This is a genomic window from uncultured Jannaschia sp. (genome assembly GCF_947503795.1).
GTDB lineage: Bacteria > Pseudomonadota > Alphaproteobacteria > Rhodobacterales > Rhodobacteraceae > Jannaschia.
This window is the reverse complement of the sequence record NZ_CANNEZ010000001.1, coordinates 136882-160054: the sequence shown is the minus strand read 5'-3', so window position 1 is coordinate 160054 and position 23173 is coordinate 136882. Positions and strand designations below refer to the sequence as shown.

The window sequence follows — 23173 nt, the reverse complement described above, 5'->3', positions numbered from 1 at the left end:
ATCCCCGTGGCGGATCGTCATGGCCATGTCACGCGCCCGCACTATCTGGCGGCCCGAGACCCGAAGGAGCCTGCCATGACCGAGATCGATCCCGTCCGCTTCGTGCTCGACATCCTTCTGCCGCGCCGCTTTCGCCGGCACCGCTAGCGCCGGTCGCGTCTAGAGCCCGGCTTCGGCGGCGATCTGTGCCCGGCTCTTTCGCTGGCGTTCGGTCGCGGATTTCAGCTGGCCGCAGGCCGCCATGATGTCCTCACCGCGCGGCGTGCGGATGGGCGAGGCATAGCCCGCCTGCATCAGGATCGTCGCGAAGGCGCGGATGCGATTGTTCGACGATCGCGTATACGGCGCGCCGGGCCATTCGTTGAACGGGATCAGGTTCACCTTGGCCGGGATGCCGTCCAGCAGCTCGACCAGCCGATGGGCGTCTTCGTCGCTATCGTTGATGCCGTCCAGCATCACGTATTCGAAGGTGATCCGTTCGGAATTGGTGGCCTTCGGATAGTCGCGCAGCGCATCGAGCAACGCGTCGATGTTCCAGCGCTTGTTGATCGGCACGAGTACGTCGCGCACCGCGTCGGTCGTGGCATGGAAGCTGACGGCCAGAAGGCACCCGATCTCCTGCGCGGTGCGCGCGATCTCGGGGACGACACCGCTGGTCGAGAGGGTGATGCGACGGCGGCCCAACGCGATGCCCTCGCCATCCATCACGATCCGCATCGCGTCGCGGACATTCTCGAAATTGTAGAGCGGCTCGCCCATGCCCATCAGCACGATGTTCGACAAAAGGCGCGGGCCCTTGTCGCCGGTGCCGGTGCCCGGCTCGGGCCATTCCTCGAGGTCGTCGCGCGCCAGCATGACCTGGCCCACGATCTCACCGGCCGTCAGGTTGCGCACCAGCTTCTGGGTGCCCGTATGGCAGAACGAACAGGTCAGCGTGCAGCCGACCTGGCTCGACACACACAGCGTGCCGCGCCCCTCCTCGGGGATGTAGACGACCTCGACCTCGTGCCCGCCCGCGATGCGCACCAAGTACTTGCGCGTTCCATCCCCGGAGACCTGCCGCGTCACCACCTCGGGCAGGTCGACCGTGAACCGGTCGGCGAGCTTGGCGCGAATGTCCTTCGACAGGTTGGTCATCGCTGCGAAATCGCGCACGCCCCAATGATAGAGCCATTGCCAGATCTGGCCGACCCGCATCTTTGCCTGCCGCTCCGGGATGCCAATCTCGATCAGCGCGGCGCGCAGGGCGTCGCGGGTCATGCCGATCAGGTTCGGACGGTCCATCACCTCCTTGCGGGGCACGGTCAGGACGTCCGGGGTGACGGGCGCTTTCATGGCATACTCCGGGGGCAGGGGCCGAAACGTAAACGGGCGCCCCATATAGGAGCGCCCGCGCGAGAACTCAAATGGCCGTGCCTAGCTGCCGCAGCGGGCCTCGGCATCGGCAACGGCCGCGGTGAAGCCCAGAAGGCTGAACGTGTCCTGCGTCTGCGTGCCTCGGCCCGACCGGCCCGAGACCACCGCCTCGGCGCCGCGGCGCATCGAGGCGACGATCCGCTCGTCATCGGTGGGCGACGCGGCCCAGGCCAGCTCGCCATCGGTGAAGAGTTCGAAGGAATCCGAGCCGATCTGCAGCGTCACGGTCGAGCCGTCGGCATAGGGGTATCCGCCGGTCGCCGACACCTCGCCCTTCTTCTCTGAGCCGGGCCAGTAGCTGACGAACAGGCGGATATCGCCGCGCCGGGCCGCGACCTCGCGGCCGTCGCGCGTATTGCGGATCGATTTCGGCGCCGAAACGATCCAGCATTGCGTCGGATTGTCCTCGACGAAGACGGACCAGTCCGTCTCGGTGTTGACGCGGTTCGCACTCTCCTGCGCGACCACGGGGGTCACACAGAGCAGGGCGGCCAGGATCGCGGGGGCCATCGCCTTGTGAGTCATGTCTGTCACTGCCTCTTCACGTCGCGTGAGGCCGCCCCCGTCCGGGTTGGCCCGGATCGCGGGCATGGGCCTCGCGTGGTTCCCAATTTCGCAACCCGGTGTTAGCGCAGGCGGAGGCCACGGGGGAAGCCCGTGCGGCGGAAAATCGCGCATGGAGGCGATATGGACAGGATCAGCGGAGATGCGGTCGACCTCGTGCAGGTGATCCGGGGCGATCGGGTCGAGTCGGTGCATCGTGGGCACGCGGTGATCTGCGACGGATCCGGGGCGGTGATCGAAAGCTGGGGCGCGCCGGGCGTCGTGATCTATCCGCGCTCCTCCGCCAAGATGATCCAGGCGCTGCCGCTCTTGGAATCCGGGGCGGGGCGCGATCTCGACGACCGACAGCTGGCCTTCGCCTGCGCGTCACACAATGGCGCCGCCATCCACCGCGAGGCGGCAGCGAGCTGGCTCGCCGGTATGGGTCTGTCGGAGAGCGACCTGCGCTGCGGGTCGCAATGGCCCGACGACCGCCCCGAGCGGGACCGCCTGATCCGGGCAGAGGACGCGCCCTGCCAGCTTCACAACAATTGCTCGGGCAAGCATTGCGGCTTCCTGATGCTCGGGCGGCATCTGGGCGCGGGGCCGGACTACGTCGACGCCGCGCATCCGGTCCAGACGGCCGTCCGGGCCGCCTTTGAAGAGGTCACGGACATGGACAGTCCGGGTTACGGCATCGACGGCTGTTCGGCGCCGAATTTCGCGACCCGGCTTTCGGCCTTCGGCGGGGCGATGGGCCGGTTCGCGGCCGCACGCGCGGGCGGCGGGACGCGGGCCGAGGCGATGGCGCGGCTGGTCGCCGCGATGGCGACCCATCCCGAGATGGTCGCGGGCGAGACGCGGGCCTGCACCGACCTGATGCGTGCGATGGGGGGACGCGTCGCGGTCAAGACCGGCGCTGAGGCAGTCTATGTGGCGATTATACCCGAACTCGACCGAGGGATCGCGCTGAAGATCGCCGATGGCGGAACCCGCGCAGCCGAAGCCGTGATCGCGGCGCTGCTGGTGCGCATCGGGGCGCTCGCGGCCGACCATCCGGTGGCGCGGCGCCTGACCCACGGGCCCATCACCAACCGGCGCGAGATCGTGACGGGCCGCTACGAGGTGACGCTCGGCTGACCAGGCGCGCCTTGCGTGGCCCAAGCCGCCTCGAGCGCCTCCAGCAGAACCTGCTTCTTGAGCGGTTTCGTCAGATGCGCGACGAAGCCGGCCGCGCGCAGGCGCTCACCCATTTCGTCGCCCGTATGCGCCGTCAAAGCGAGCAGAGGAACCGGCGCCAGACCGGCCTCGGCTTCGGCGGCCCGGATCGCGGCGGCCGCGCCGATGCCGTCGAGCACCGGCATCGAGATGTCGAGCACCACCGCGTCGAACCGTCCTTCTGCCTGCGCCGCGACCGCCTCGGCCCCGTCCTCGACGATCCTGTAGTCCAGAACGCCGTCCGCCAGCATCCGGTCCAGAAGAAAGCGATTGGTCTGGTTATCATCCGCCAGGAGGATGCGCCGCGTCGCTCCCCTAGACGCGGCTGACACCGCCTCAGTGGCGCCGGAATCGTCGGCGGAGAGGGCCAGCGCCGCCACAAGGTCCGCCGCCGCGGCTGGCAGCGACAGCACCGCGCGGGCCCGCGCCGCAAGCGCGGCCTCGACCGGGGCGCCGTCGCGCAGCACGATCGGTTCCACGGCATCCGCCGGCACATCCTGGGCCCGCGCGACAAGGGGGTGCGGCGTCGACGTCGTCCGCACGACCTCGATCCCCGCGACCGACAGGCTCTCGGCCAGCGCGTCGCAGATCACGCCCGGCCCCAGCGCCACGGTATCGGGCAGGGACGGCAATGGCGGCCCGGGTTCGAGCACCCGGAGCGGCAGCGTCAGGACAAAGGTCGCGCCCGGCCCGACCTCGTCCGAGAGGTGCAGCGTGCCCCCCATCCGCTGAGCCAGCCCGCGCGAAATCGTCAGGCCCAGCCCGGTGCCCTCCTTGGTCGACATCCCCGGATCGTCGGCTTGGCCGAACGCCTCGAATATCGTGTCGCGCAAGGCGTCGGCGATGCCCGGCCCGGTATCGGCGACCGTGACCGACACCACGTCGGGCGCGCGGGCGACGCGGACGGTCACGCCGCCTGCCGCGGTGAACTTCATCGCGTTGCCCAGAAGGTTCATCACGATCTGCCGCACCCGACCCTCGTCGCCGACGACGGGCGCGGAGGCGTCCAGCGGCCAGGACAGCGCGATCGGCACGCGCGCCCGGCCCGACGCCTGCGCCAGCCGGATGCAGTCGCGCAGCATCGCCTCGAGGTCGAAGCGGTCGGCGCGCAGATCCATCTTGCCCGCTTCGATCTTCGAGACGTCGAGCGTGTCGTTCACGATCGTCAGCAGCGCCTCGGCCGAGTCGCGGATCGTCCGGGCCGAGAGCCGCCCCTCCTCGTCCGTCACCTGCTCGGCCAGCATGTCGGCCAGCCCGATCACCCCGTTCATCGGAGTCCGGATCTCATGGCTCATCCGGGCGAGGAAATCGGCCTTCATCCGCGCCGTCGCCTCGGCGCTGTCGCGCGCGGCGGCCAGCGCGTCCACGCGCGCCTCGTCCTCGGTCACGTCGACGGCGAGCGACACGAGATCCCCGTCGGGCGCACGCCGGTCCGACAGCCGGATTATGCGGCCGTCGTAATGCCGCAGGATCATCGGATCGAACCGGTCCCCGCGCCAGCGTTCGGTCATCGCGTCCGCCCATTCCTCCTCGTCCTGGCCGCCGGTGTCGAAGCTCCCTTCCTCGGCCGCGATCTCGAACATCTCGGCGGCGGATGCGCCGGGCCCGACCACGCCCGCGCAATCGAAGAGGTTCAGATAGACGTGATTGGCCGCGACCATCGTGCCCTGCGCGTCGAACAGCGCGAACCCGTCGCGCATCGCCTCGAGCGCGTGCCAGAGGCGGCGGCGGGCGCGATCGGCCTTTTCCGCGGCTTCCTTGCGCTGGGCCAGCACCTGGGCCTGCCGTTCGGTCAGCCGCAGGTTCGTTTCGCGTTCGGAGAGATAGTCGCGCGACAGGCGGTCGGCATTGGCGACCAGGGCCGCATGGGCCCGGCTCAGATCCCGCTTGGCGCGATCCAGCATCCGCTCGGCGGCGAGGCGACGGCGGCGTTCCTGCTGATAGAGACCGTCCGGCGGCGATCCGTCCATGCCCAGCCCTGCCTCGCGCACGCGCGTCCGGCCGATCCGGACACACATTCCCTGTTGGCAGGGTCAGGTAAAAGGCAGGTTAAGCGGGGCGGATCAGTTCAGGTCGAAATGCAGCGGATATTGCCGCCCGTCGAACGCGCCGAAGAGGTCGCCGATATCGGGATGCGTCACCGGTTCGCCCGAGCGATCGAGGGTCAGGTTCTGCTCAGAGACATAGGCCACGTAGTAGCTTTCTTCGTTCTCGGCGAGCAGGTGGTAGAAGGGCTGATCCTTGCGGGGCCGCGCCTCCTGCGGGATGTTGTCGTACCATTCTTCGGAGTTCGAAAACTCCGGATCCACGTCGAAGATCACACCCCGGAAGGGGTGCTTCTTGTGGCGAACGACTTCGCCGAGGCCATATTTGGCGTGGTTATGCAGCATGACGCGTTGCCCTTTCCCCTGCCCGTTCCTAGACCGCGCCCGCGGGACTTGTAAATCGCGCACCCCCCGATTCGGCGGAAACACACTGTGGAATCAGTCCTGACAGTCCTGCAGATCGTTGCGCCCGTCTTCGCACTCGCCGCAATCGGATTCGCATGGGTCCGGCTGGGGTATGACTACGACACGGCTTTCGTGACGCGACTGGCGATGACCCTCGCGGTCCCGTGTCTCGTGTTCGCCGCCCTGGCCGAGGGGCAGATCGACGCCGCCTCCGCCGGGCGGCTGACCGTGGCCACCTTGGCGGTCTATGCCGCGATGGTCATCGTGTTCCGGATCGTCTGTGCGGTGCTCGGGCTCGAGCCGCGGACCTTCTGGGCGCCGCTGATCTTCGGAAACACGGGCAATCTGGGCCTGCCGCTGGCGCTCTTCGCGTTCGGCGATGTGGGGCTCGGCTATGCGGTGGTCGTCTTCTCGGTAACCGCCATCCTGCAATTCACGCTGGGCATCTGGATCGTCGCGGGCGGCGGCAACCCGGTCCGCGCGCTCAAGGAGCCCATGGTCGCGGCCACCCTGCTTGGCGGGCTGTTCCTCTGGCAGGGCTGGACCTTGCCCGATGTCGCGATGAACGCCATCGGCCTCGTCGGACAGATGGGGATTCCGCTCATGCTGCTGACGCTCGGCGTCGCGATCGCACGTATCCGCCCCGCCGGGCTCTGGCCGATGGCCGGGCTCTCGGTGCTCAAGCTCGCGATCTGCGCGGGCCTTGCGCTGGGGATCGGCTTCGCCTTCGGACTGTCGGGCCCCGTCCTCGGCGTGCTCGTCGTCCAGCTCGCGACGCCCGTCGCCGTGTCCTCCTACCTGCTGGCGCTGAAATACGGCGCCGACGCGCCGCCCGTCGCAGGCCTCGTGGTGGTCTCGACGCTGATGTCCGTGGCCGCGCTGCCGCTGATCCTCGCCGCTTTCGTATGACGTGATTGGCAGGACCGGGTTGGGCCTGCTATCATCTCGCAAAATCGGACGAACAAGAGCCGGGCAGTGAACATGAAAATCATCTTGCAGATCGCGTGTCTGCTGCTTCTGGCCGCGTGCGGCGGCGGCAGCTCGGGCGGGGACGGTCGCGCGCCGCGCGACCTCGACAACGCATGCCGTATTCTCGACCAGCGTCCGGGATACCTGCGCGCTTTCCGCGCGGCCGAGCGCAAATGGGGCGTGCCCGTGCATGTCCAGATGGCGACGATTTATCAGGAATCGAAGTTCATCTCGGATGCGCGCACGCCGCTTCGGTTCGCCCTCGGCGTGGTTCCGATCGGGCGCCAGAGCAGTGCCTTCGGCTACTCCCAGGCGCTCGACGCGACCTGGAAGGAATACCAGCAGCAGGAAGGCGGCCGGCGCACGCGGCGCGACAACATCCGCGACGCGACCGACTTCATGGGCTGGTACATGGCCGAGACGAACCGATCGCTCGGCATCTCGCTGTCGGACGCGCGCAACCAGTATCTCGCCTATCACGACGGGCGCACCGGCTTCCGGCGCGGGACCTATCGCTCGAAGCCGTGGCTGATGCGGATTTCCGGCGAGATCGAATCCCGCGCGGCCACCTACCAGCAACAGCTTCTCCGCTGTCGCTGAGACGGCGGCGCGCGCCCCGTCATCCCGGCCGGCCCGCGCCGCGCAGCATCGCGCGGTGGATCGCCTCGGCCAGCCCGGTCTGTCCGCTGCCCGCGACGGCTTCGGCCTGGGCGCGGCGCAGGAAGCTGTCGAATTGCGATTCGCTGCCGCCCGACGCGCCGGGCGGCCCCGTTCCCGACGCGCGCATCATCTCGGCGAAGAGAAACGCCTCGAGCTGCACGGCCTGTTCGCGCAACGGATCCGGTGCAGACACCCGATCCGCCGGGGCGGGCGGTGCTGTGATCGAAATTGTCATCGGCGGGCCTCCTTTGACGGTCAGAGATCATCTCCGGGTAAAGGATTCCGTAACGCCCGGTCGCTAGGTCTCTCGCCGACAGAACCGGAGCGCAGCCTTGCCGCCAGTCAGCCCGATCCCGACCCAGATGCCCGCAACCTCGCCCCCGCCGCGCGCGCCGAGGGCAGTCGGAGAAGACGGGTTTGCCGACGCACTCGCCGTGGAAATGAAAGGGCATGACGGCGGCCCCGAAACCGGGGACGCGGATATCGAAGATGCGCTCGCGACCGGCGACCCGACCGCCGAATCATCGACCGAGACCGCCTTGGCCGACATCCATCTCGCGGGCTTCGGGGACGCCCTGCTGGTGTCCGACCCGGCCGAACCGCTGCAGGTTCGTCCGGACACGGCTCCGCCGTCGCCCCCGACCGCTGGACCCGCGCGCATCGCGCCCTTCTCTCCCGACCTTTGGCCGGTCGAGGCACCACGCGCGGTTGAGGGGCTTACGTCTCGCCCTGCCCCGCCCGGCGCTGTGGTCGGACCGACCCTGCCCACGGACGCCGCGGACGGCGCCGCGGCATTGCCGCCCAAGGACCTCGTCGCTCAACGGACGCCCATCTCCCGCGCGAGTTTAACGCTCTCGGATGATGGCGCTCTCCCCTTCGTGCCGAAGGACGTCGGGGTGCGTCGCCAACGACCTGATGACCTTCTCGCGGTCACGCCGATCCAACCGCCCGGCACCAAGGCAGAGACTGGGGCTCTCGACCCACGGCTGGGGCTACCACTCGCCCGGAGTGCGGTCGCCGAGGCCCCCGGTCGAACGGGGCTGCCGGACGGTCCGATGCTCGCCGCATCCAAAATGTCGGTGGACACCCCGCCACCAAAGCTCGCGCCGGCATCGCATCACAAGATCAACTCGCCCGACCTCGCCCCGCCAAGGCCTACGGACGTCGCACCGACCACCCCCGCCCCGCCCATGTCGGCGCCGCTCGTGGACGTATCGACGACTCCGGTCGCGATCGCAGTCGATAGCTCACCGGTCGCTTCCATCGAAGCGAGCGCGGGCCGCCCCCTGAATCTGCCGCTGCGCGACCTTCCGCAGGTGCTCACCCAGCTTGCGGCCCCGATTACTCGGTCCGACATTCAGGCCGGGACCGAGCGGCTCGCGAACGGCGCGCTGCGCACCGAGTTGGAACTGGCCCCGGCCGAGCTTGGGCGGCTGCGTCTCGTGATGCAGACGGGGGAGCGCGGGTTGCAGATGATCATCACCGTCGAACGCCCCGAGACCATGGACCTCGTGCGGCGCCATATCGACGGGCTGCAGCGCGGCCTTCTGGGCGACGGCGTCGCGCTCGACCGGATCGACTTGGGAACCGGCGGGGCGGGTTGGGATCGACGCGGCGACCGGACCGACGGGCCCCCTCCCCCCGAAAATGACGCCATGGCCGAGACTGGCGCGGCGCCAACGCCCACCCCGTCATCAACCGAGGCCGTTCGACCCGGTCGCCTCGACATTCGCCTTTGAAGGAGCAGACATGGACGCCCTGACCCCGATCGCCGGCACAGCCGTCGCCAGCGCCACCCCGCCGAGTTCCGCGGCCAAGATCGCGTCGGATTTCGACACGTTCCTCACCCTTCTGACCGCGCAGATCCGCAACCAGGACCCGCTCGAACCGGCAGACAGCACGGCCTATACCGCACAGCTCGCCACCTTCTCGAACGTCGAACAGGCGGTGCAGACCAACGAACTTCTCACAACGATGATCGGGCGCCTGGACCAGGGCCAGGCCAGTACCGCCGCCTCGTGGATCGGCCTCGACGTCCGGCATGCCGGACCCGTAATGGTCGGCGGTACGCCCACCGATCTCACCATCAGCGTCCCGCCGGGGGCGGACCGTGCGGCGCTGGTCGCGTCCCTGCCGGACGGTTCCGAAGCCGGGCGCTGGCCCATCCCGACGGACACGACCGCGCTGACCTGGCCCGTGCCGGGCCGGGGAGAGACCCTGCCGAACGGTGCCTATCGCCTGCATGTCGAATCGTCGGCGGGCGAACAGGTAAACGTGGCCATGCCGGTGTCGCATTACGGTCGGGTCGAGGAGGTCGTGCTGGGCCCATCGGGCGCCGAGCTGGTACTTGACGGCGGCATCCGCCTGCCCGCCTCGTCCATGGAGGCCATCCGCCGCCCGCAGGCGGGCTAGGCCGGGATGGTCGCCGCCGCCAATAGCGGGGCGGCAAAGCGAGCCTAGAGCATTGCGCCGAGTGCGACGGCGCCGACTGCGACGGCGGCCCCGGCAAGGAACCAGACTACGGGCGAGCGGTGCGAACGGCGCGCATCGACGACGACCGTGCGGTCCGGCCGTCGCAGCGCCGCCTCGACGGCCGTCGGCAGATGCGGCCCGAATCGCGCGAGGACCCGCGCGGTGCGCGCGAGGTCGCGCGCAAAGGCCCGGGGTCCGAGATTTTCGCGGATATAGCGCTCGACTTCCGGTCCGGCGGCCGTCCAGAGGTTCATATGCGGGTTCAGCGTCCGCGCCACGCCCTCGACCACGACCATCGTGCGTTGCAGCAGGATCAGTTCGGTCCGCGTCTCCATACCGAACCGCTCGGTCACCTCGAAGAGATAGGCGAGCAGCCGCCCCATCGAGATACGGGAGGCGTCCATGCCGAAGATCGGCTCGCCCACCGAGCGCAGCGCCTGCGCGAAGAGGTCGACATCGCGATCGGCCGGCACGTATCCCGCCTCGAAGTGAACTTCGGCCACGCGGCGGTAGTCCTTGCGGATGAACCCCATCAGGATCTCGGCGTAGACCCGGCGCGTGTACTCGTCGAGCCGCCCCATGATCCCGAAATCGACGGCCACGATGTCACCGCCGGGCGCCACCTTCAGGTTCCCCTGGTGCATGTCGGCGTGGAAATACCCGTCGCGCAGCGCATGCCGCAGGAACATCGCGATGACCCGTTGCGACAGCTCGGCGCGGTCGTGCCCAGCCGCATCGAGCGCGTCGAGATCGGCCATGTGGATGCCTTCGGCCCAGTCGAGCGTCAGGACGGCGCGGCCGGAGAGACCCCATTCGACCTGCGGCACCGAGAACCCGTCGTCGCGCGCGGTGTTGGCCGCGAACTCGCCCGCCGCGGCCGCCTCGGTGCGCAGATCCAGCTCCTGCTGCACGGTCGCGTCGAAATGCGCGATCACGTCCATCGGGCGCAGGCGCCGCGCACCCGGCGAGAGGAGCTCGACCATCCGCGCACCGAAGTAGAACGCGTCGATGTCGCGGCGAAAGGCGCGCGCGATTCCCGGCCGCAGCACCTTCACGGCGACGCGGCGCCCGTCCGAGACGAGCCGCGCCTCATGGACCTGCGCGATCGATGCGGCGGCGACCGGCTCGGAAAAGCTCGAGAACATCGCATCGAGCGGCAGGCCGAGATCGCGCTCGACCATGGCGCGCGCCTCGGATGTCGGAAAAGGCGGCAGCTTGTCCTGCAGGACGCGCAATTGCACCGCGAGATCGGAGCCCACGAAGTCAGGCCGGGTCGATAGGATCTGGCCCAGCTTGATGTAGCTCGGACCCAGCGCCGTGATCGCGCGAGTCACCGGCGGGAGCGCGGGATCGCCCTCGTATCCCAGCCAGCGGAAGGGCCAGCCGAGCACGCGCGCCGCGATCCGGAGGCCGCGCGGCGCCTCGACCTGATCGAGCACGACCGCCATCGCGCCCGTCCGCTCGAACGTGCCCGCCGTGCGGATCAGGCGCCAGATGTTGTGGGGACCTCGCATTGCCGGGTCGGACCTACAGCTTCCAGCCGGAATGCAGCGCCGCGATCCCGAAAGACAGGTTGCGATACGCCACGTTGCCGAAACCCGCCTCCGCGATCATCCCGGCGAAGCGATCCTGATCGGGGAACCTTCGGATCGATTCGACGAGATACTGATAGGAGTCGCGATCCCCGGCGATCGCCTGCCCCATGCGCGGGATGACGTTGAACGAGTAGAGGTCATAGACCTTCTGCATCAACGGGTTGGGCAGTTGCGAGAATTCGAGCACCATCAGCCGTCCACCGGGCCGCAGCACGCGGTAGGCCTCGGTCAGGGCATCGGGGATGCGCGTGACGTTCCGAATGCCGAAGCTGATCGTGTAGACATCGAAGCGTCCGTCCTCGAACGGCAGCGCCATCGCGTCGCCCGCCACCCAGTCGATGGCCGCGCCCTCGGCCTCGGCACGGCCGCGCCCGGCGACCAGCATGCCCTCGGTCATGTCGCAGACCACCGCCGACGCGCCCGGCGCGCGGTCGAGGAAGCGGAAGGCGATGTCCCCGGTCCCGCCGGCCACGTCCAGCAGGCGCTGGCCGGGGCGCGGCGCCAGCCAGTCCATCATCGCGTCCTTCCAGACGCGGTGAATGCCCATCGACATCGCGTCGTTCATCACGTCGTATTTCGAGGCCACGTTAGTGAATACGCCGTGGACGCGGCCCGCCTTCTCGCCCTCGGGGATATCCTCGAAGCCGAAATGGGTGGTCTTGGGGGTGTCTTGCGTCATCGGGCGGGCGTCCTCATGTCTCGGCATGACTTATAGGGCGCGAGGCCCCGACCGAAAGGGCACCATGCCGGAACTTCCCGAAGTCGAGACGGTACGCCGCGGCCTGACGCCCGCGCTCGAGGGCGCGCGCCTGACCCGGATCGACGTCAACCGGCCCGATCTGCGCTGGCCGTTCCCCGAGCGCATGGCCGAGCGGTTGCAGGGTGCGACCGTGACCGCGCTGGGGCGGCGCTCGAAATACCTGCTCCTCCATCTCGACACGGGCGAGACGCTGATCGTGCATCTGGGCATGTCCGGGCGGATGGTCGTCGACGATGCGCAACATGGCAACTTCCACCGCGATGCGGGCTGGCTGCCGCAGCACGACCACGTCGTGTTCCACACCGACGGGCACCGGGTGACCTTCAACGACGCGCGGCGCTTCGGCTTCATGGATCTCGCGGCGACGGATGCGCTCGAGACCCATGCCCATTTCGCGCGGATGGGGCCCGAACCGATGGGAAACGGGTTCCACGAGGCGCATCTGATCGACGCACTGGCTGCGAAGAACACACCGATCAAATCCGCGCTGCTCGACCAGCGCGTCGTCGCGGGCCTGGGCAATATCTATGTCTGCGAGGCGCTGCACCGGGCCGGCATCGCGCCGACCCGCAAGGCGCGACGCATCGCCGCCCCGCGCGTCGCGCGGCTGGTCCCGATCATCCGCGACGTGCTGGCCGAAGCGATCGCGGCGGGCGGGTCGAGCCTGCGCGACCACCGGCAGGCGGACGGCACGCTGGGCTATTTCCAGCACGGGTTCCGGGTCTATGACCGCGAAGGCGCGCCTTGCCCGACGCCCGGCTGCGATGGGACAATTCGGCGGATCGTTCAGGCCGGACGCTCGACGTTCCACTGCCCGCGTTGCCAGAGATGACTTGAACCGCGTCGGGCCATCGGGCAGGCCTGACATCCCAAGCACCATGCGGAGCGGCGAAAATGGGTTACGAGACGTTGAACGTGGATGTGAGCAATCACGTCGCCCTGATCCGGCTCGACCGGCCCGACGCGCTGAATGCGCTGAACTCGAAGCTGCTGGGCGAGCTGTCCCGCGCGTTGAAATCGGCGCAGGACGACAAGCAGGTGCGCTGCATCGTGCTGACCGGCTCCGAGAAGGCCTTCGCCGCCGGCGCCGACATCCGCGAGATGTCCGAGAAATCCTTCACCGACGTCTTCATGGGCGATCTCTTCGGGCCCGAGGTCGAGCAGTTCCTGCGAGTCCGCAAGCCGATCATCGCCGCGGTGTCGGGTTATGCGCTCGGCGGCGGCTGCGAGCTGGCGATGATGTGCGACTTCATCATCGCCGCCGACACCGCGAAGTTCGGCCAGCCCGAGGTCAATCTCGGCGTGGTCGCGGGCATCGGCGGCACCCAGCGCCTGACGCGGGCGGTGGGAAAGGCCAAGTCCATGGACATGCATCTGACCGGCCGCTTCATGGATGCCGCCGAGGCCGAGAAATCGGGCCTTGTCAGCCGGGTCGTGCCCGCCAAGAAGCTTTTGGACGAAGCGCTCGCGGCGGCGGGCAAGATCGCCGAGAAGTCCATGATCACCGTCACCGCCATCAAGGAGGCGGTGAACCGCAGCCAGGAGGTCGGGCTGGCCGAGGGGCTGTTGTTCGAGAAGCGGCTCTTCCACGCGCTCTTTGCGACAGAGGACCAGACCGAAGGCATGACCGCCTTCGTCGAAAAGCGCGAGCCGCAGTTCCGCGACCGCTGACCGGGAGCCCTCGGGTCCGGTCGGGCCAAGCGGTCGCCGTCGCCGCGTCGAGGACGGCAGCGGACGACTGACGTACTGTTGACGTCCCCGTTCCGGCGCTCTAGAGCGCGTCTCATATGCGTGTGAGGCCCGCTTTGGCCGGATCGAGATCCATGGGGGCGCCCGCCGTCCCCCGACCGGATCGGGCCTTCGCGCGACTGAACACGAACCCGATCCGAAGGACCGATCATCATGGCAAATTCGCCCCAGGCCAAGAAGCGCGCTCGTCAGAACGAGGCGCGATTCGCCGTCAACAAGGCGCGTCGCTCGCGCATCCGCACCTATCTCCGCCGCGTCGAGGAGGCCATCGCCTCCGGCGACCAGGCCGCCGCCGCCGAGGCCCTGAAGGCCGCCCAGCCCGAGCTGATGCGCGGCGTCACCAAGGGTGTGTTCCACAAGAACACGGCCGCCCGTAAGGTGTCCCGCCTGTCGGCCCGCGTGAAGGCCCTGGCCAACTGATTCCGTCTGCCGGGCGATGCCCGGAGACACAGTCAAGAAATTTAAGGGCGCGCCGGATCGGCGGGCCCTTTTTCTTTGAAAGACATGGACATGCGCTGCACGATCGAGATTCTTTTCCGCCCAGCGGCGAGTCAAGACCAACGTTCGATTGAAGCGGATCGGGCGCGAACGATATTCCCTCCATACAGCGAGTCAGATCGCTCTAGTGGGAACATCGCATGGGCACCGCAGCGGGTCCGCAAATCCTCGAGGTGGGGCCTCGGGAGGCGTGGGACATCTTATCGAAAGAGACCGCCGCGACACTTGTGGATGTTCGGACCCGACCCGAGTGGGATTTCGTGGGAGGGGCCGACCTGTCGGATCTGAACAAGGACGTCGCTCGCATCGAATGGAAGTCCTGGCCCGACATGGACCACAACCCCGCGTTCGTCGCGGCATTGAAGGAAGGGCTCACGGGACTGCCATCCCACCTTCTCTTCATTTGCCGCTCGGGCGCTCGGTCGATGCAGGCGGCCCAGGCCGTGGCGGACGCCCTTGGTGACGAGGGAGGCGCCGTGACATGCATCAACGTGGCCGAGGGGTTCGAAGGCGATCTGGATCCGTTGGGACGACGGGGGGGCCTCAATGGATGGAAGGCCCGAGGATTGGCATGGCGTCAGTCCTGAATGGAACGATTGAAGCGGGACAGGGCCGGAGAGCAGACATGACGGACGGGACGTGGCAACACGCCAAAGGCGTGATCGCGAAGGACGTGGGAGCGCATAACTTCAAGGCGTGGATCGCGCCGCTGGAATTCGCGTCGGTCGAAGGCCGCGTCCTGCACCTGACGGCCCCGACGGATTTCATCGGGAAATGGGTCGGCCAGAACTATCAGGACGTGATCCTCCGCCGGATGACCGAAGGTGGTGCCGACGTCACCCGCCTCGTCTGCGCCGCCGACTCCGATCGCCCCGTTTCCAACACCCCCGACGAGGTCGCGCCCCGCACCCGGTCCCGCAGCGAAAGCGAGCTGGACAAGCGCTTCACCTTCGACCGCTTCGTCGTCGGCAAGTCCAACGAGATGGCCCATGCCGCCGCGCGCCGCGTCGCTTCTGGCGCCGCCGTCAGCTTCAATCCCCTGTTCCTGCATGGTCGCGTCGGCCTCGGGAAGACGCACCTGATGCAGGCGATCGCCTGGCAGATCCAGGAACGCGACCCCGAGTGCCGCGTGCTCTACCTCTCGGCCGAGCAGTTCATGTATCGCTTCGTGCAGGCCCTGCGCGAAAAGAACACCATGGATTTCAAGCACCTCTTCCGCAGCGTCGACGTGCTGCTGGTCGACGACGTGCAGTTCATCGCCGGCAAGGACAGCACCCAGGAAGAGTTCTTCCACACGTTCAATGCCTTGGTGAACCAGGGCAAGCAGGTCGTCATCTCGGCCGATCGCAGCCCCGCCGAGATTTCGGATCTCGAGGAGCGGATCACCTCGCGCCTCGAGATGGGCCTCGTGGTCGACCTTCACCCGGCCGATTACGAACTTCGCCTCGGCGTCCTGCAGCAGCGCGTCGAAAGCCTGGGCGAGCACTACAAGGGCTTCACGGTCGAGGACGGCGTGCTGGAGTTCCTCGGCAGCCGCATCAACACCTCGATCCGCGCGCTCGAAGGCGCGGTCACCCGCCTCGCGGCCTATGCCGACCTTCTCAAGCAGCCGGTCTCGATGGCCCATGCGCAGGAGGTGCTGTCCGATGTCCTGCGCTCCAGCCAGAAGAAGCTGACGATCGATGACATCATGAAGACGACCTGCGATCACTATAACCTGCGCATGTCGGACATGACCTCCGCCCGCCGCTCGCGCACGGTCGCACGGCCGCGGCAGATGGCGATGTATCTTTCCAAGAAGCTGACGCCGCGCAGCTATCCCGAGATCGGTCGCAAGTTCGGCGGGCGCGATCACACGACGGTGCTCTACGCCGTGCGCAAGATCGAGGAGCTGATCGCGGCCGAGCCGCAGATCGCCGAGGATGCGGAGCTTCTGACGCGCAAGCTCGACGGCTGACACGGCCATTGCGCGCGGGCGCGCGCCGGGTATGCTGCGCGTCCGAATATCGACGAGGTCGTCATGAAATTCTCCATCGAACGCGCCGCCCTCCTGAAGGCGGTGAGCCAGGCGCAGGCCGTCGTCGAGCGCCGGAACACTATTCCGATCCTCGCCAACGTCCTGATGGAAGCCGCGGATGACGGGGTGAGCTTCAAGGCGACCGATCTCGATATCGAGGTGATCGACAAGGCCCCCGCGCAGGTCGAGCGGTCGGGCGGTACCACCGTCAGCGCTGTCCTCTTCCACGAGATCGTGCGCAAGCTGCCCGATGGCGCGCTCGTCCAGATCGACGAGGATCAGGCCGCGGGCCGGATGAACGTGACCGCGGGCCGGTCGCATTTCTCGCTTGCGACCTTGGCCAAGGAAGACTTCCCGGTCATGGCGTCCTCGGATTACGCGGCCAACTTCTCCTGCGACGCTCCCGTGCTGCGGCGGCTCTTCGACAAGACGCGCTTCGCCATCTCGACCGAGGAGACGCGCTACTACCTCAACGGCGTCTACATGCATGTGGCCGAAGGCGCCGACGGCCAGGCGCTGCGTTGCGTGGCGACCGACGGGCATCGACTGGCGCGCGTCGACGCGCCGCTGCCCGACGGGGCCGCCGACATGCCCGGCGTGATCGTACCCCGCAAGACCGTCGACCAGATGCGCAAGCTCTTGGACGATGACGACATGCAGATCGCCGTCTCCGTTTCCGAGACGAAGGTCCGCTTCGCCACGCCCGAGATCACGCTGACCTCGAAGGTGATCGACGGCACATTCCCCGACTACGTCCGCGTTATCCCGACCGGCAACACCCGCAAGCTCGAGGTGGATGCCGCCGATTTCGCCAAGGCCGTCGACCGGGTGGCCACCGTCTCGTCGGAGCGGTCCCGCGCCGTCAAGCTGAGCCTCGACGAGGACCGGCTGACCCTGTCGGTAAACGCCCCCGACGCGGGCGCCGCCGAGGAGGAACTGGCCGTGGCCTATGGCGACGAGAAGCTGGAAATCGGATTTAACGCCAAGTACCTGCAGGAAATCGCGGGCCAGGTGGACCGCGAGAATGCGGTCTTCCTCTTCAACAATGCGGGCGATCCCACGCTGATGCGCGAGGGCGGCGACGAGAGCGCCATCTACGTCGTCATGCCGATGCGTGTCTGACGCCCCTTCGGGGCGATGCGTGTCTGACGCCCCTCCGGGTCGGGTCGCCACGCTCGCCCTGTCGCATTTCCGCTCGCACCGCCGCACGCGGCTCACCTTCGACGCGCCGATCACCGCCATCCACGGGCCGAACGGCGCGGGCAAGACCAATCTCCTGGAAGCCATCTCGCTCCTGTCGCCCGGACGGGGCATGCGCCGCGCGCAGGCCGAGGAGATCATCCGCCGCCCCGAGGCGCTGGGCTGGCGGATCGCGGCGACGGTTTCGGGTGACGTGCCGCACGACATCGAACTCCGCGCCGAGCCCGGCCAACCCCGGACCACCCGCATCGACGACAAGTCGACCGCGCAGGTGGCCCTCGCGCGGCTGCTGCGGGTGCTCTGGCTGGTGCCCTCGATGGACCGGCTCTGGCTCGAAGGCGCCGAGGGGCGGCGCCGGTTCCTCGACCGGATGGTCCTATCCTTCGATCCGGCCCATGCCGAAGGCGCGCTGCGCTACGAGAAGGCGATGCGCGACCGCAACCGCCTTCTGAAGGACGGGGTTCGGGACGCGCATTGGTATGCCGCACTCGAGGCGCAGATGGCCGAGTACGGCGCGGGCATCCAAACCCGCCGCGTGGCCGCGCTCGCCCGTCTCGTTGCCGCGCAGGATAAAGACGGCCCCTTCCCCGCCGCCGCGCTGGCCCTCTCGGATGGCGGCGCGCCGGTCGGCGCCGAGGACTTTGCCGCCAGCCGATCCCGCGACATGGCGGCGGGTCGCAGCCTGATCGGGCCGCATCGCACCGATCTTCTGGGGCGCTATGCCGCCAAGGACATCGAGGCGCGGCTCTGTTCGACCGGGGAGCAGAAGGCGCTTCTGATCTCGCTGATCCTCGCCAATGCCCGCGCGCTGAAGACCGACGATGGGACGCCACCGATCCTGCTGCTGGACGAGGTCGCGGCCCATCTCGACGCCGACCGCCGCGCGGCGCTCTATGCCGAGTTCCATGCGCTCGGTGGTCAGGTTTTCCTGACGGGAACCGGCAGGGAATTGTTCGACGGGCTGGAGGGGGCCATGCATCTGGAGGTGACCGAAGAGGACGGCGAAAGCCGCGTGGAGATCGCGTGACACCGAACCGGCTGAACCTCATCACGCTGGGCGTCGCCGATCTGGCTGCGTCGAAGGCGTTCTACAAGCGGCTGGGCCTCGTCGCCGAGGACGCGCCGCCCTCGGTCGCCTTCTTTGCCATGGGCGGGTTCAAGCTCGGGCTCTTCGGGCTCGACGCGCTCGCACAGGAACTGGGGCGCCCGGTCTCCGAACTCGGGCGGGGCGCGATGACGCTCTCGGTGAACTGGCCGTCCGAGGTAGAGGTGGACGCCGCGTTCGATGCTGCGATCACGGCCGGCGCCCGCGCGGTGTCACGGCCGGCGAAGATGGAATGGGGCGGATATTCGAGCTAGTGGGCGGACCCGGACGGACATGTCTGGGAGTACGCGTTCAACCCGGTCTGGCCGCTCAATCCGGATGGCTGGATCGAGACCGCCTGAACCCACCAGATTTGGTGTCATTCGCGTGACAATCCCCGCCCGGGATCATATATCTTGGGGGACACGAAGGGGATAATCGACAATGGCTGACGCAGCCCCCACGCCCGAGGAATACGGTGCGGATTCCATCAAGGTTCTCAAGGGCCTGGAGGCCGTACGCAAGCGGCCGGGCATGTATATCGGCGACACCGATGACGGGTCCGGTCTGCACCACATGGTCTACGAAGTCGTGGACAACGGCATCGACGAGGCGCTGGCCGGTCACGCGACCGAGGTGAGCGTCAAGATTCATGCCGATTCCAGCGTCTCTGTGAAGGATAACGGGCGCGGCATTCCGGTCGGCCTGCACGAGGAAGAGGGCGTCTCGGCGGCCGAGGTCATCATGACCCAGCTCCATGCGGGCGGGAAGTTCGACCAGAACAGTTACAAGGTTTCGGGCGGCCTGCACGGCGTCGGCGTCTCGGTGGTCAACGCGCTGAGCGACTGGCTGGAGCTGCGGGTCTGGCGCGACGGCAAGGAGCATGTCGCCCGGTTCGAACATGGCGACACGGTCGAACACCTGAAGGTCGTGGGCGACGCGACCGAAACCGGGACCGAAGTGCGCTTCATGGCCTCGCTCGATACCTTCTCGAACCTCGATTACCTCTTCGCGACGCTGGAGAAGCGCCTGCGCGAGCTGGCCTTCCTCAATTCCGGCGTGAAGATCGTGCTCGAGGACGAGCGTCCGGCCGACCCCTTGCGCACCGAGCTCTTCTACGAGGGCGGCGTGCGGGAGTTCGTCAAGTATCTCGACCGCTCGAAAAGCGCCGTCATGCCCGAGCCGATCTACATGGAGGGCGAGCGCGACGGCATCGGCGTCGAGGTCGCGATGTGGTGGAACGACAGCTACCACGAGACGGTCCTGCCCTTCACCAACAACATCCCCCAGCGCGACGGCGGCACCCATCTGGCGGGCCTGCGCGGCGCGCTGACGCGGACGATCAATCTCTATGCGCAATCCTCCGGGATCGCGAAGAAGGAGAAGATCAACTTCACCGGCGACGACGCTCGCGAGGGGCTGACCTGCGTGCTGTCGGTCAAGGTGCCCGACCCGAAATTCTCGAGCCAGACGAAGGACAAGCTCGTCTCGTCCGAGGTGCGGCCCGCGGTCGAGAACCTCGTGAACGAGAAGCTCGCCGAGTGGTTCGAGGAGAACCCCCAGATCGCGCGCGAGGTCGTGGGCAAGATCATCGAGGCCGCCCTCGCCCGCGAGGCGGCGCGCAAGGCGCGCGAGCTGACCCGGCGCAAGACCGCGATGGACGTGGCGTCGCTGCCCGGCAAGCTGGCCGACTGCCAAGAGAAGGACCCGTCCAAGGCCGAGCTGTTCCTCGTCGAGGGCGACAGCGCCGGCGGATCGGCCAAGCAGGGTCGATCGCGCCAGAACCAGGCCGTGCTGCCGCTCCGAGGCAAGATCCTCAACGTCGAACGCGCGCGCTTCGACCGGATGCTCGGCAGCCAGGAGATCGGCACGCTGATCACCGCGATGGGCACGGGCATCGGGCGCGACGAGTTCAACATGGGCAAGCTGCGCTACCACAAGATCGTCATCATGACCGATGCGGACGTGGACGGCGCGCATATCCGCACGCTGCTGCTCACGTTTTTCTACCGCCAGATGCCCGAGATCATCGAGCAGGGGCATCTCTACATCGCGCAGCCGCCGCTCTTCAAAGTCGGGCGCGGCAAGTCCGAGGTCTATCTCAAGGATCAGACCGCGCTGGAGGATTACCTCGTTCAGCAGGGCACCGACGGCGCGGTGCTTCGCCTGCCCTCGGGTGAGGAGATCGCGGGCCGCGACCTCGACCGCGTCGTGCAGGCGAGCCGGGTGTTCAAGCGCATCCTCGACGCCTTCCCGACCCACTACCCGCGCCACATCCTCGAACAGGCGGCGCTGGCCGGGGCCTTCGACGCCGAGGGCCTGTCGGACCTGCAAGGCGTCGCGGACCGCGTGGCCGCCCGGCTGGACCAGGTGGCCGAAGAATACGAGCGGGGCTGGACGGGGCGCATCACCCAGGATCACGGCATCCGGTTGGCCCGCGTCTTGCGCGGTGTCGAAGAGGTACGAACGCTTGACGGCGCAGTCCTGCGCTCGGGCGAGGCGCGCAAGCTGGCGCAGGCCGCTGGCGCGACCGAAGGCACCTATCGCGCACCGGGCCGACTGGTCCGCAAGGATCGCGAGAACATCGTGCACGGGCCGACGGATCTGCTTGAGGCCGTAATGGCCGAGGGCGAGAAGGGCCTGAGCCTCCAGCGCTACAAGGGTCTGGGCGAGATGAATCCCGACCAGCTCTGGGAGACGACGCTCGACCCCGAGGCGCGAACGCTCCTGCAGGTCAAGATCGACGACATGACCGAGGCCGACGACGTGTTCACCAAGCTGATGGGCGACGTGGTCGAGCCGCGCCGCGCCTTCATCCAGGAGAACGCGCTCTCGGTCGAGAATCTCGATTTCTGACGCCGATGCCGACGCTCTACCAGGCTTCGGGCGGCTACGAGCGCCTGCGCGAGATGACCGAGAGCTTCTACGCCAAGGCCGTGGCCGACGACGTGCTGGGCGCGATGTTCACCGCCGCGGCCAGCGAGCACGCGCGCTGGCTGGCCGGGTGGATGTCGGTCTCGTTCGGGGGCCCGCGCGACTATGTCGAGGAGCGGGGCGACCTGCGCTTCGTCATCTGGCAGCACGCGGGCCTGAAGTTCACCGAGGCCCAGCGCGCGCGCTGGGCCGAGCTGATGCTGACCTCTGCGCGCGAGGTCGCGATGCCGGCGGCCTTCATGCCGGGCTTCACGCAATATGTCGAAGTCATCACCCGCAGCGTCGCCGAGCAGTCGCACATGTCCCTGCCCGAGATGCGCGTGATGCTGGGATATCCCGAAGGATTCACGCCGACGCCCGCTAGCGGATGAAGCGGTTGACGTAGTCCTCGCCGAAACCCACCTCGGCATAGTGTTTCCGGCACAGATCGATCTTGGTGAACACGTCCTCGTATCCCAGGATCTCGCCCCACGGATCGACGTAGCACATCACGCCGTTCACCTGAAAATGGGTGATCATCTCGTCGACGCCCTCGGGCACGACCAGCGTGTGCGTCTCGCCCGGCGGCTCGTAGACGTAGGAGCCGGTCTCGGCCATCCAGTCATGCTCGAGATAGTGCCAGCGTCCTTTGAGCACGAACCCATGCACACCCTGCGGATGCCGGTGGCGCGACAGCACGCCGGACTTACGGACGCGCAGGAGGTTCATCCAGTAGCCCTGCGACCGGTTGAGGCAGAGGGGGCGGAACCAGACGTTCTCGGCCTGCGGCACCCAGAGGCGCTCGTCCTCGGGGATGGCGTCGGGCACCACGATCTCCTCCAGCGCGTCTTTCGGAAACGGCAGCTGGTAGGGCATCCTCGGGTCGTGATCCTTCATGTCCGTCCTCCTCACATCGCCATGTAGCCGCCATCGACGGGATAGACCGCGCCGGTGACGTAGCTCGCCTCGGGCGACAACAGCCAGCGGACCAGCGCCGCGACCTCCTCGACCCGGCCCCAACGCCCGGCGGGGGTACGCGCCATGATGGCGCCGTTGCGCGCCGGATCGGCCTGCAAGCTTTGGGTCATCTCGGTGTCGATCCAGCCCGGCGCCACCGCGTTCACGCGCACGCCGTCCCCGGCCCAGCGCCCGGCCAGCGCCTTCGTCAGCTGTGCCACCCCGCCCTTTGACGCCGAATAGGCCGGCACGCGCGGCCCGCCGAATGTCGACAGCATCGAGGCCGTGTTCACGATCGCCCCGCCCGACGCCGCCAGCAGGGGATGCGCGGCGAGGCAGCAGCGCATCGTCCCCGTCAGGTTCACGTCGATGACTTGGGCGAAGGTCTCGATCTCGTATTCGTCGTCGCGGGCGATGATGCCCGCGCAGTTCACCAGCCCGTCCAGCCGGTCGAGCCCTTCGAAGGCGGCCGCGACCGACGCCGTATCGGTCACATCCATCAACCGTGTCGCGATGCCGGGGGCGTCGAAGGCGTCGAGCTCGGCCCGGCTGGCCGAGGCGGCGATGACGGACCAGCCCGCCCCGGCAAGGCTGCGCGCGATGCCCGCACCGATCCCGCGCGTGCCGCCGGTGACGAGGACGGTGTTCATATCCCCGAGCCTAGGCCGCGAC

The 23173-nt window shown here is 68.0% G+C and carries 24 protein-coding genes and 1 pseudogene; 16 read left to right on the top strand and 9 right to left on the bottom strand.

Going from position 1 to position 23173, the window contains the following annotated elements:
• Positions 1–6: 6 nt before the first annotated feature.
• On the top strand, positions 7–147 hold the full coding sequence (locus Q0833_RS00820; protein ID WP_298429194.1) for a hypothetical protein: 141 nt from the start codon (positions 7–9) through the stop codon (positions 145–147).
• 12 nt (positions 148–159) lie between these two features.
• On the opposite strand, the gene rlmN is transcribed toward Q0833_RS00820, so the two are convergent.
• Together rlmN and Q0833_RS00810 are read right to left on the bottom strand one after the other, a co-directional pair.
• A complete protein-coding gene (gene rlmN, locus Q0833_RS00815; protein ID WP_298429191.1) occupies positions 160–1335 on the bottom strand; it encodes a 23S rRNA (adenine(2503)-C(2))-methyltransferase RlmN in 1176 nt (391 codons plus the stop codon).
• Between the two features lie 81 nt (positions 1336–1416).
• Positions 1417–1926: an invasion associated locus B family protein gene (locus tag Q0833_RS00810; protein ID WP_298429189.1), complete on the bottom strand. Its 510-nt coding sequence runs from the start codon at positions 1924–1926 to the stop codon at positions 1417–1419.
• 177 nt (positions 1927–2103) lie between these two features.
• On the opposite strand from Q0833_RS00810, the gene Q0833_RS00805 reads away from it, so the two are divergent.
• A complete protein-coding gene (locus Q0833_RS00805) occupies positions 2104–3099 on the top strand; it encodes an asparaginase (protein ID WP_298429186.1) in 996 nt (331 codons plus the stop codon).
• Here the strand turns inward: Q0833_RS00805 and Q0833_RS00800 are convergent.
• Both Q0833_RS00800 and hspQ read right to left on the bottom strand, forming a co-directional pair.
• Positions 3078–5147, bottom strand: a complete 2070-nt coding sequence (locus tag Q0833_RS00800) for an ATP-binding protein (protein ID WP_298429183.1) — start codon at positions 5145–5147, stop codon at positions 3078–3080. The two genes, Q0833_RS00805 and Q0833_RS00800, sit on opposite strands and share 22 nt — an antisense overlap.
• Positions 5148–5240: 93 nt before the next feature.
• Positions 5241–5567, bottom strand: a complete 327-nt coding sequence (hspQ, locus tag Q0833_RS00795) for a heat shock protein HspQ (protein ID WP_298429180.1) — start codon at positions 5565–5567, stop codon at positions 5241–5243.
• A gap of 87 nt (positions 5568–5654) precedes the next feature.
• On the opposite strand from hspQ, the gene Q0833_RS00790 reads away from it, so the two are divergent.
• Positions 5655–6536 carry an AEC family transporter gene (locus Q0833_RS00790; protein WP_298429177.1) on the top strand — a complete coding sequence of 294 codons (882 nt, stop codon included), beginning with the start codon at positions 5655–5657 and terminating at the stop codon, positions 6534–6536.
• 72 nt (positions 6537–6608) lie between these two features.
• On the top strand, positions 6609–7196 hold the full coding sequence (locus Q0833_RS00785) for a transglycosylase SLT domain-containing protein (protein ID WP_298429174.1): 588 nt from the start codon (positions 6609–6611) through the stop codon (positions 7194–7196).
• A gap of 19 nt (positions 7197–7215) precedes the next feature.
• Here the strand turns inward: Q0833_RS00785 and Q0833_RS00780 are convergent, their stop codons facing one another.
• Positions 7216–7491 (bottom strand): flagellar biosynthesis protein FlgJ, encoded by a 276-nt coding sequence (locus Q0833_RS00780; protein WP_298429171.1) that lies wholly within the window; start codon positions 7489–7491, stop codon positions 7216–7218.
• A 127-nt stretch (positions 7492–7618) separates the two neighbouring features.
• Here Q0833_RS00780 and Q0833_RS00775 point away from each other — a divergent pair, with 127 nt between their 5' ends.
• Together Q0833_RS00775 and Q0833_RS00770 are read left to right on the top strand one after the other, a co-directional pair.
• Positions 7619–8995 carry a flagellar hook-length control protein FliK gene (locus Q0833_RS00775; protein WP_298429169.1) on the top strand — a complete coding sequence of 459 codons (1377 nt, stop codon included), beginning with the start codon at positions 7619–7621 and terminating at the stop codon, positions 8993–8995.
• Positions 8996–9005: 10 nt separating this feature from the next.
• Positions 9006–9668, top strand: a complete 663-nt coding sequence (locus Q0833_RS00770) for a flagellar hook capping FlgD N-terminal domain-containing protein (RefSeq protein WP_298429166.1) — start codon at positions 9006–9008, stop codon at positions 9666–9668.
• Positions 9669–9712: 44 nt separating this feature from the next.
• Here the strand turns inward: Q0833_RS00770 and ubiB are convergent, their stop codons facing one another.
• Positions 9713–11242 carry a 2-polyprenylphenol 6-hydroxylase gene (gene ubiB / locus Q0833_RS00765; RefSeq protein ID WP_298429163.1) on the bottom strand — a complete coding sequence of 510 codons (1530 nt, stop codon included), beginning with the start codon at positions 11240–11242 and terminating at the stop codon, positions 9713–9715.
• A 13-nt stretch (positions 11243–11255) separates the two neighbouring features.
• A complete protein-coding gene (gene ubiE / locus Q0833_RS00760) occupies positions 11256–12002 on the bottom strand; it encodes a bifunctional demethylmenaquinone methyltransferase/2-methoxy-6-polyprenyl-1,4-benzoquinol methylase UbiE (RefSeq protein WP_298429159.1) in 747 nt (248 codons plus the stop codon).
• Positions 12003–12066: 64 nt separating this feature from the next.
• On the opposite strand from ubiE, the gene mutM reads away from it, so the two are divergent.
• From mutM to Q0833_RS00710, 10 genes and pseudogenes are all read left to right on the top strand, one after another.
• Positions 12067–12915, top strand: a complete 849-nt coding sequence (mutM, locus tag Q0833_RS00755; protein WP_298429156.1) for a bifunctional DNA-formamidopyrimidine glycosylase/DNA-(apurinic or apyrimidinic site) lyase — start codon at positions 12067–12069, stop codon at positions 12913–12915.
• A gap of 62 nt (positions 12916–12977) precedes the next feature.
• A complete protein-coding gene (locus Q0833_RS00750; RefSeq protein ID WP_298429153.1) occupies positions 12978–13754 on the top strand; it encodes an enoyl-CoA hydratase in 777 nt (258 codons plus the stop codon).
• 231 nt (positions 13755–13985) lie between these two features.
• The gene (gene rpsT / locus Q0833_RS00745) at positions 13986–14252 is read left to right on the top strand and encodes a 30S ribosomal protein S20 (protein WP_298429150.1); all 267 of its coding nucleotides are present in this window, start codon (positions 13986–13988) and stop codon (positions 14250–14252) included.
• A gap of 218 nt (positions 14253–14470) precedes the next feature.
• Positions 14471–14917, top strand: coding sequence for a rhodanese-like domain-containing protein (locus Q0833_RS00740; RefSeq protein WP_298429147.1), 447 nt, complete (start codon positions 14471–14473; stop codon positions 14915–14917).
• 38 nt (positions 14918–14955) lie between these two features.
• Positions 14956–16287: a chromosomal replication initiator protein DnaA gene (gene dnaA / locus Q0833_RS00735; RefSeq protein ID WP_298429144.1), complete on the top strand. Its 1332-nt coding sequence runs from the start codon at positions 14956–14958 to the stop codon at positions 16285–16287.
• Positions 16288–16350: 63 nt separating this feature from the next.
• A complete protein-coding gene (dnaN, locus tag Q0833_RS00730; protein WP_298429141.1) occupies positions 16351–17469 on the top strand; it encodes a DNA polymerase III subunit beta in 1119 nt (372 codons plus the stop codon).
• A gap of 19 nt (positions 17470–17488) precedes the next feature.
• The gene (recF, locus tag Q0833_RS00725; RefSeq protein ID WP_298429138.1) at positions 17489–18574 is read left to right on the top strand and encodes a DNA replication/repair protein RecF; all 1086 of its coding nucleotides are present in this window, start codon (positions 17489–17491) and stop codon (positions 18572–18574) included.
• Positions 18571–18993, top strand: a pseudogene (locus Q0833_RS00720) (VOC family protein). The gene recF and the pseudogene Q0833_RS00720 overlap by 4 nt, the downstream one beginning before the upstream one ends.
• Positions 18994–19075: 82 nt before the next feature.
• Positions 19076–21487: a DNA topoisomerase (ATP-hydrolyzing) subunit B gene (gene gyrB / locus Q0833_RS00715; protein WP_298429135.1), complete on the top strand. Its 2412-nt coding sequence runs from the start codon at positions 19076–19078 to the stop codon at positions 21485–21487.
• Between the two features lie 5 nt (positions 21488–21492).
• Positions 21493–21936, top strand: a complete 444-nt coding sequence (locus Q0833_RS00710; RefSeq protein ID WP_298429132.1) for a hypothetical protein — start codon at positions 21493–21495, stop codon at positions 21934–21936.
• Here Q0833_RS00710 and Q0833_RS00705 read toward each other — a convergent pair.
• Together Q0833_RS00705 and Q0833_RS00700 are read right to left on the bottom strand one after the other, a co-directional pair.
• Positions 21926–22441 (bottom strand): 2,4'-dihydroxyacetophenone dioxygenase family protein, encoded by a 516-nt coding sequence (locus Q0833_RS00705; RefSeq protein WP_298429129.1) that lies wholly within the window; start codon positions 22439–22441, stop codon positions 21926–21928. The two genes, Q0833_RS00710 and Q0833_RS00705, sit on opposite strands and share 11 nt — an antisense overlap.
• 11 nt (positions 22442–22452) lie before the next feature.
• A complete protein-coding gene (locus tag Q0833_RS00700) occupies positions 22453–23151 on the bottom strand; it encodes an SDR family oxidoreductase (RefSeq protein ID WP_298429127.1) in 699 nt (232 codons plus the stop codon).
• Positions 23152–23173: the final 22 nt, after the last annotated feature.

Bases quoted from the DNA above. Each gene is read 5' to 3' on its own strand.
- Q0833_RS00780 (WP_298429171.1), bottom strand. From the start codon at position 7,491: ATGACAATTTCGATCACAGCACCGCCCGCCCCGGCGGATCGGGTGTCT.
- dnaA (WP_298429144.1), top strand. From the start codon at position 14,956: ATGACGGACGGGACGTGGCAACACGCCAAAGGCGTGATCGCGAAGGAC.
- hspQ (WP_298429180.1), bottom strand. From the start codon at position 5,567: ATGCTGCATAACCACGCCAAATATGGCCTCGGCGAAGTCGTTCGCCAC.
- rlmN (WP_298429191.1), bottom strand. From the start codon at position 1,335: ATGAAAGCGCCCGTCACCCCGGACGTCCTGACCGTGCCCCGCAAGGAG.
- ubiB (WP_298429163.1), bottom strand. From the start codon at position 11,242: ATGCGAGGTCCCCACAACATCTGGCGCCTGATCCGCACGGCGGGCACG.
- Q0833_RS00775 (WP_298429169.1), top strand. From the start codon at position 7,619: ATGCCCGCAACCTCGCCCCCGCCGCGCGCGCCGAGGGCAGTCGGAGAA.
- Q0833_RS00750 (WP_298429153.1), top strand. From the start codon at position 12,978: ATGGGTTACGAGACGTTGAACGTGGATGTGAGCAATCACGTCGCCCTG.
- rpsT (WP_298429150.1), top strand. From the start codon at position 13,986: ATGGCAAATTCGCCCCAGGCCAAGAAGCGCGCTCGTCAGAACGAGGCG.
- Q0833_RS00700 (WP_298429127.1), bottom strand. From the start codon at position 23,151: ATGAACACCGTCCTCGTCACCGGCGGCACGCGCGGGATCGGTGCGGGC.
- ubiE (WP_298429159.1), bottom strand. From the start codon at position 12,002: ATGACGCAAGACACCCCCAAGACCACCCATTTCGGCTTCGAGGATATC.
- Q0833_RS00785 (WP_298429174.1), top strand. From the start codon at position 6,609: ATGAAAATCATCTTGCAGATCGCGTGTCTGCTGCTTCTGGCCGCGTGC.
- Q0833_RS00800 (WP_298429183.1), bottom strand. From the start codon at position 5,147: ATGGACGGATCGCCGCCGGACGGTCTCTATCAGCAGGAACGCCGCCGT.
- Q0833_RS00770 (WP_298429166.1), top strand. From the start codon at position 9,006: ATGGACGCCCTGACCCCGATCGCCGGCACAGCCGTCGCCAGCGCCACC.
- Q0833_RS00710 (WP_298429132.1), top strand. From the start codon at position 21,493: ATGCCGACGCTCTACCAGGCTTCGGGCGGCTACGAGCGCCTGCGCGAG.
- Q0833_RS00810 (WP_298429189.1), bottom strand. From the start codon at position 1,926: ATGGCCCCCGCGATCCTGGCCGCCCTGCTCTGTGTGACCCCCGTGGTC.
- gyrB (WP_298429135.1), top strand. From the start codon at position 19,076: ATGGCTGACGCAGCCCCCACGCCCGAGGAATACGGTGCGGATTCCATC.
- Q0833_RS00705 (WP_298429129.1), bottom strand. From the start codon at position 22,441: ATGAAGGATCACGACCCGAGGATGCCCTACCAGCTGCCGTTTCCGAAA.
- Q0833_RS00805 (WP_298429186.1), top strand. From the start codon at position 2,104: ATGGACAGGATCAGCGGAGATGCGGTCGACCTCGTGCAGGTGATCCGG.
- mutM (WP_298429156.1), top strand. From the start codon at position 12,067: ATGCCGGAACTTCCCGAAGTCGAGACGGTACGCCGCGGCCTGACGCCC.
- dnaN (WP_298429141.1), top strand. From the start codon at position 16,351: ATGAAATTCTCCATCGAACGCGCCGCCCTCCTGAAGGCGGTGAGCCAG.
- Q0833_RS00740 (WP_298429147.1), top strand. From the start codon at position 14,471: ATGGGCACCGCAGCGGGTCCGCAAATCCTCGAGGTGGGGCCTCGGGAG.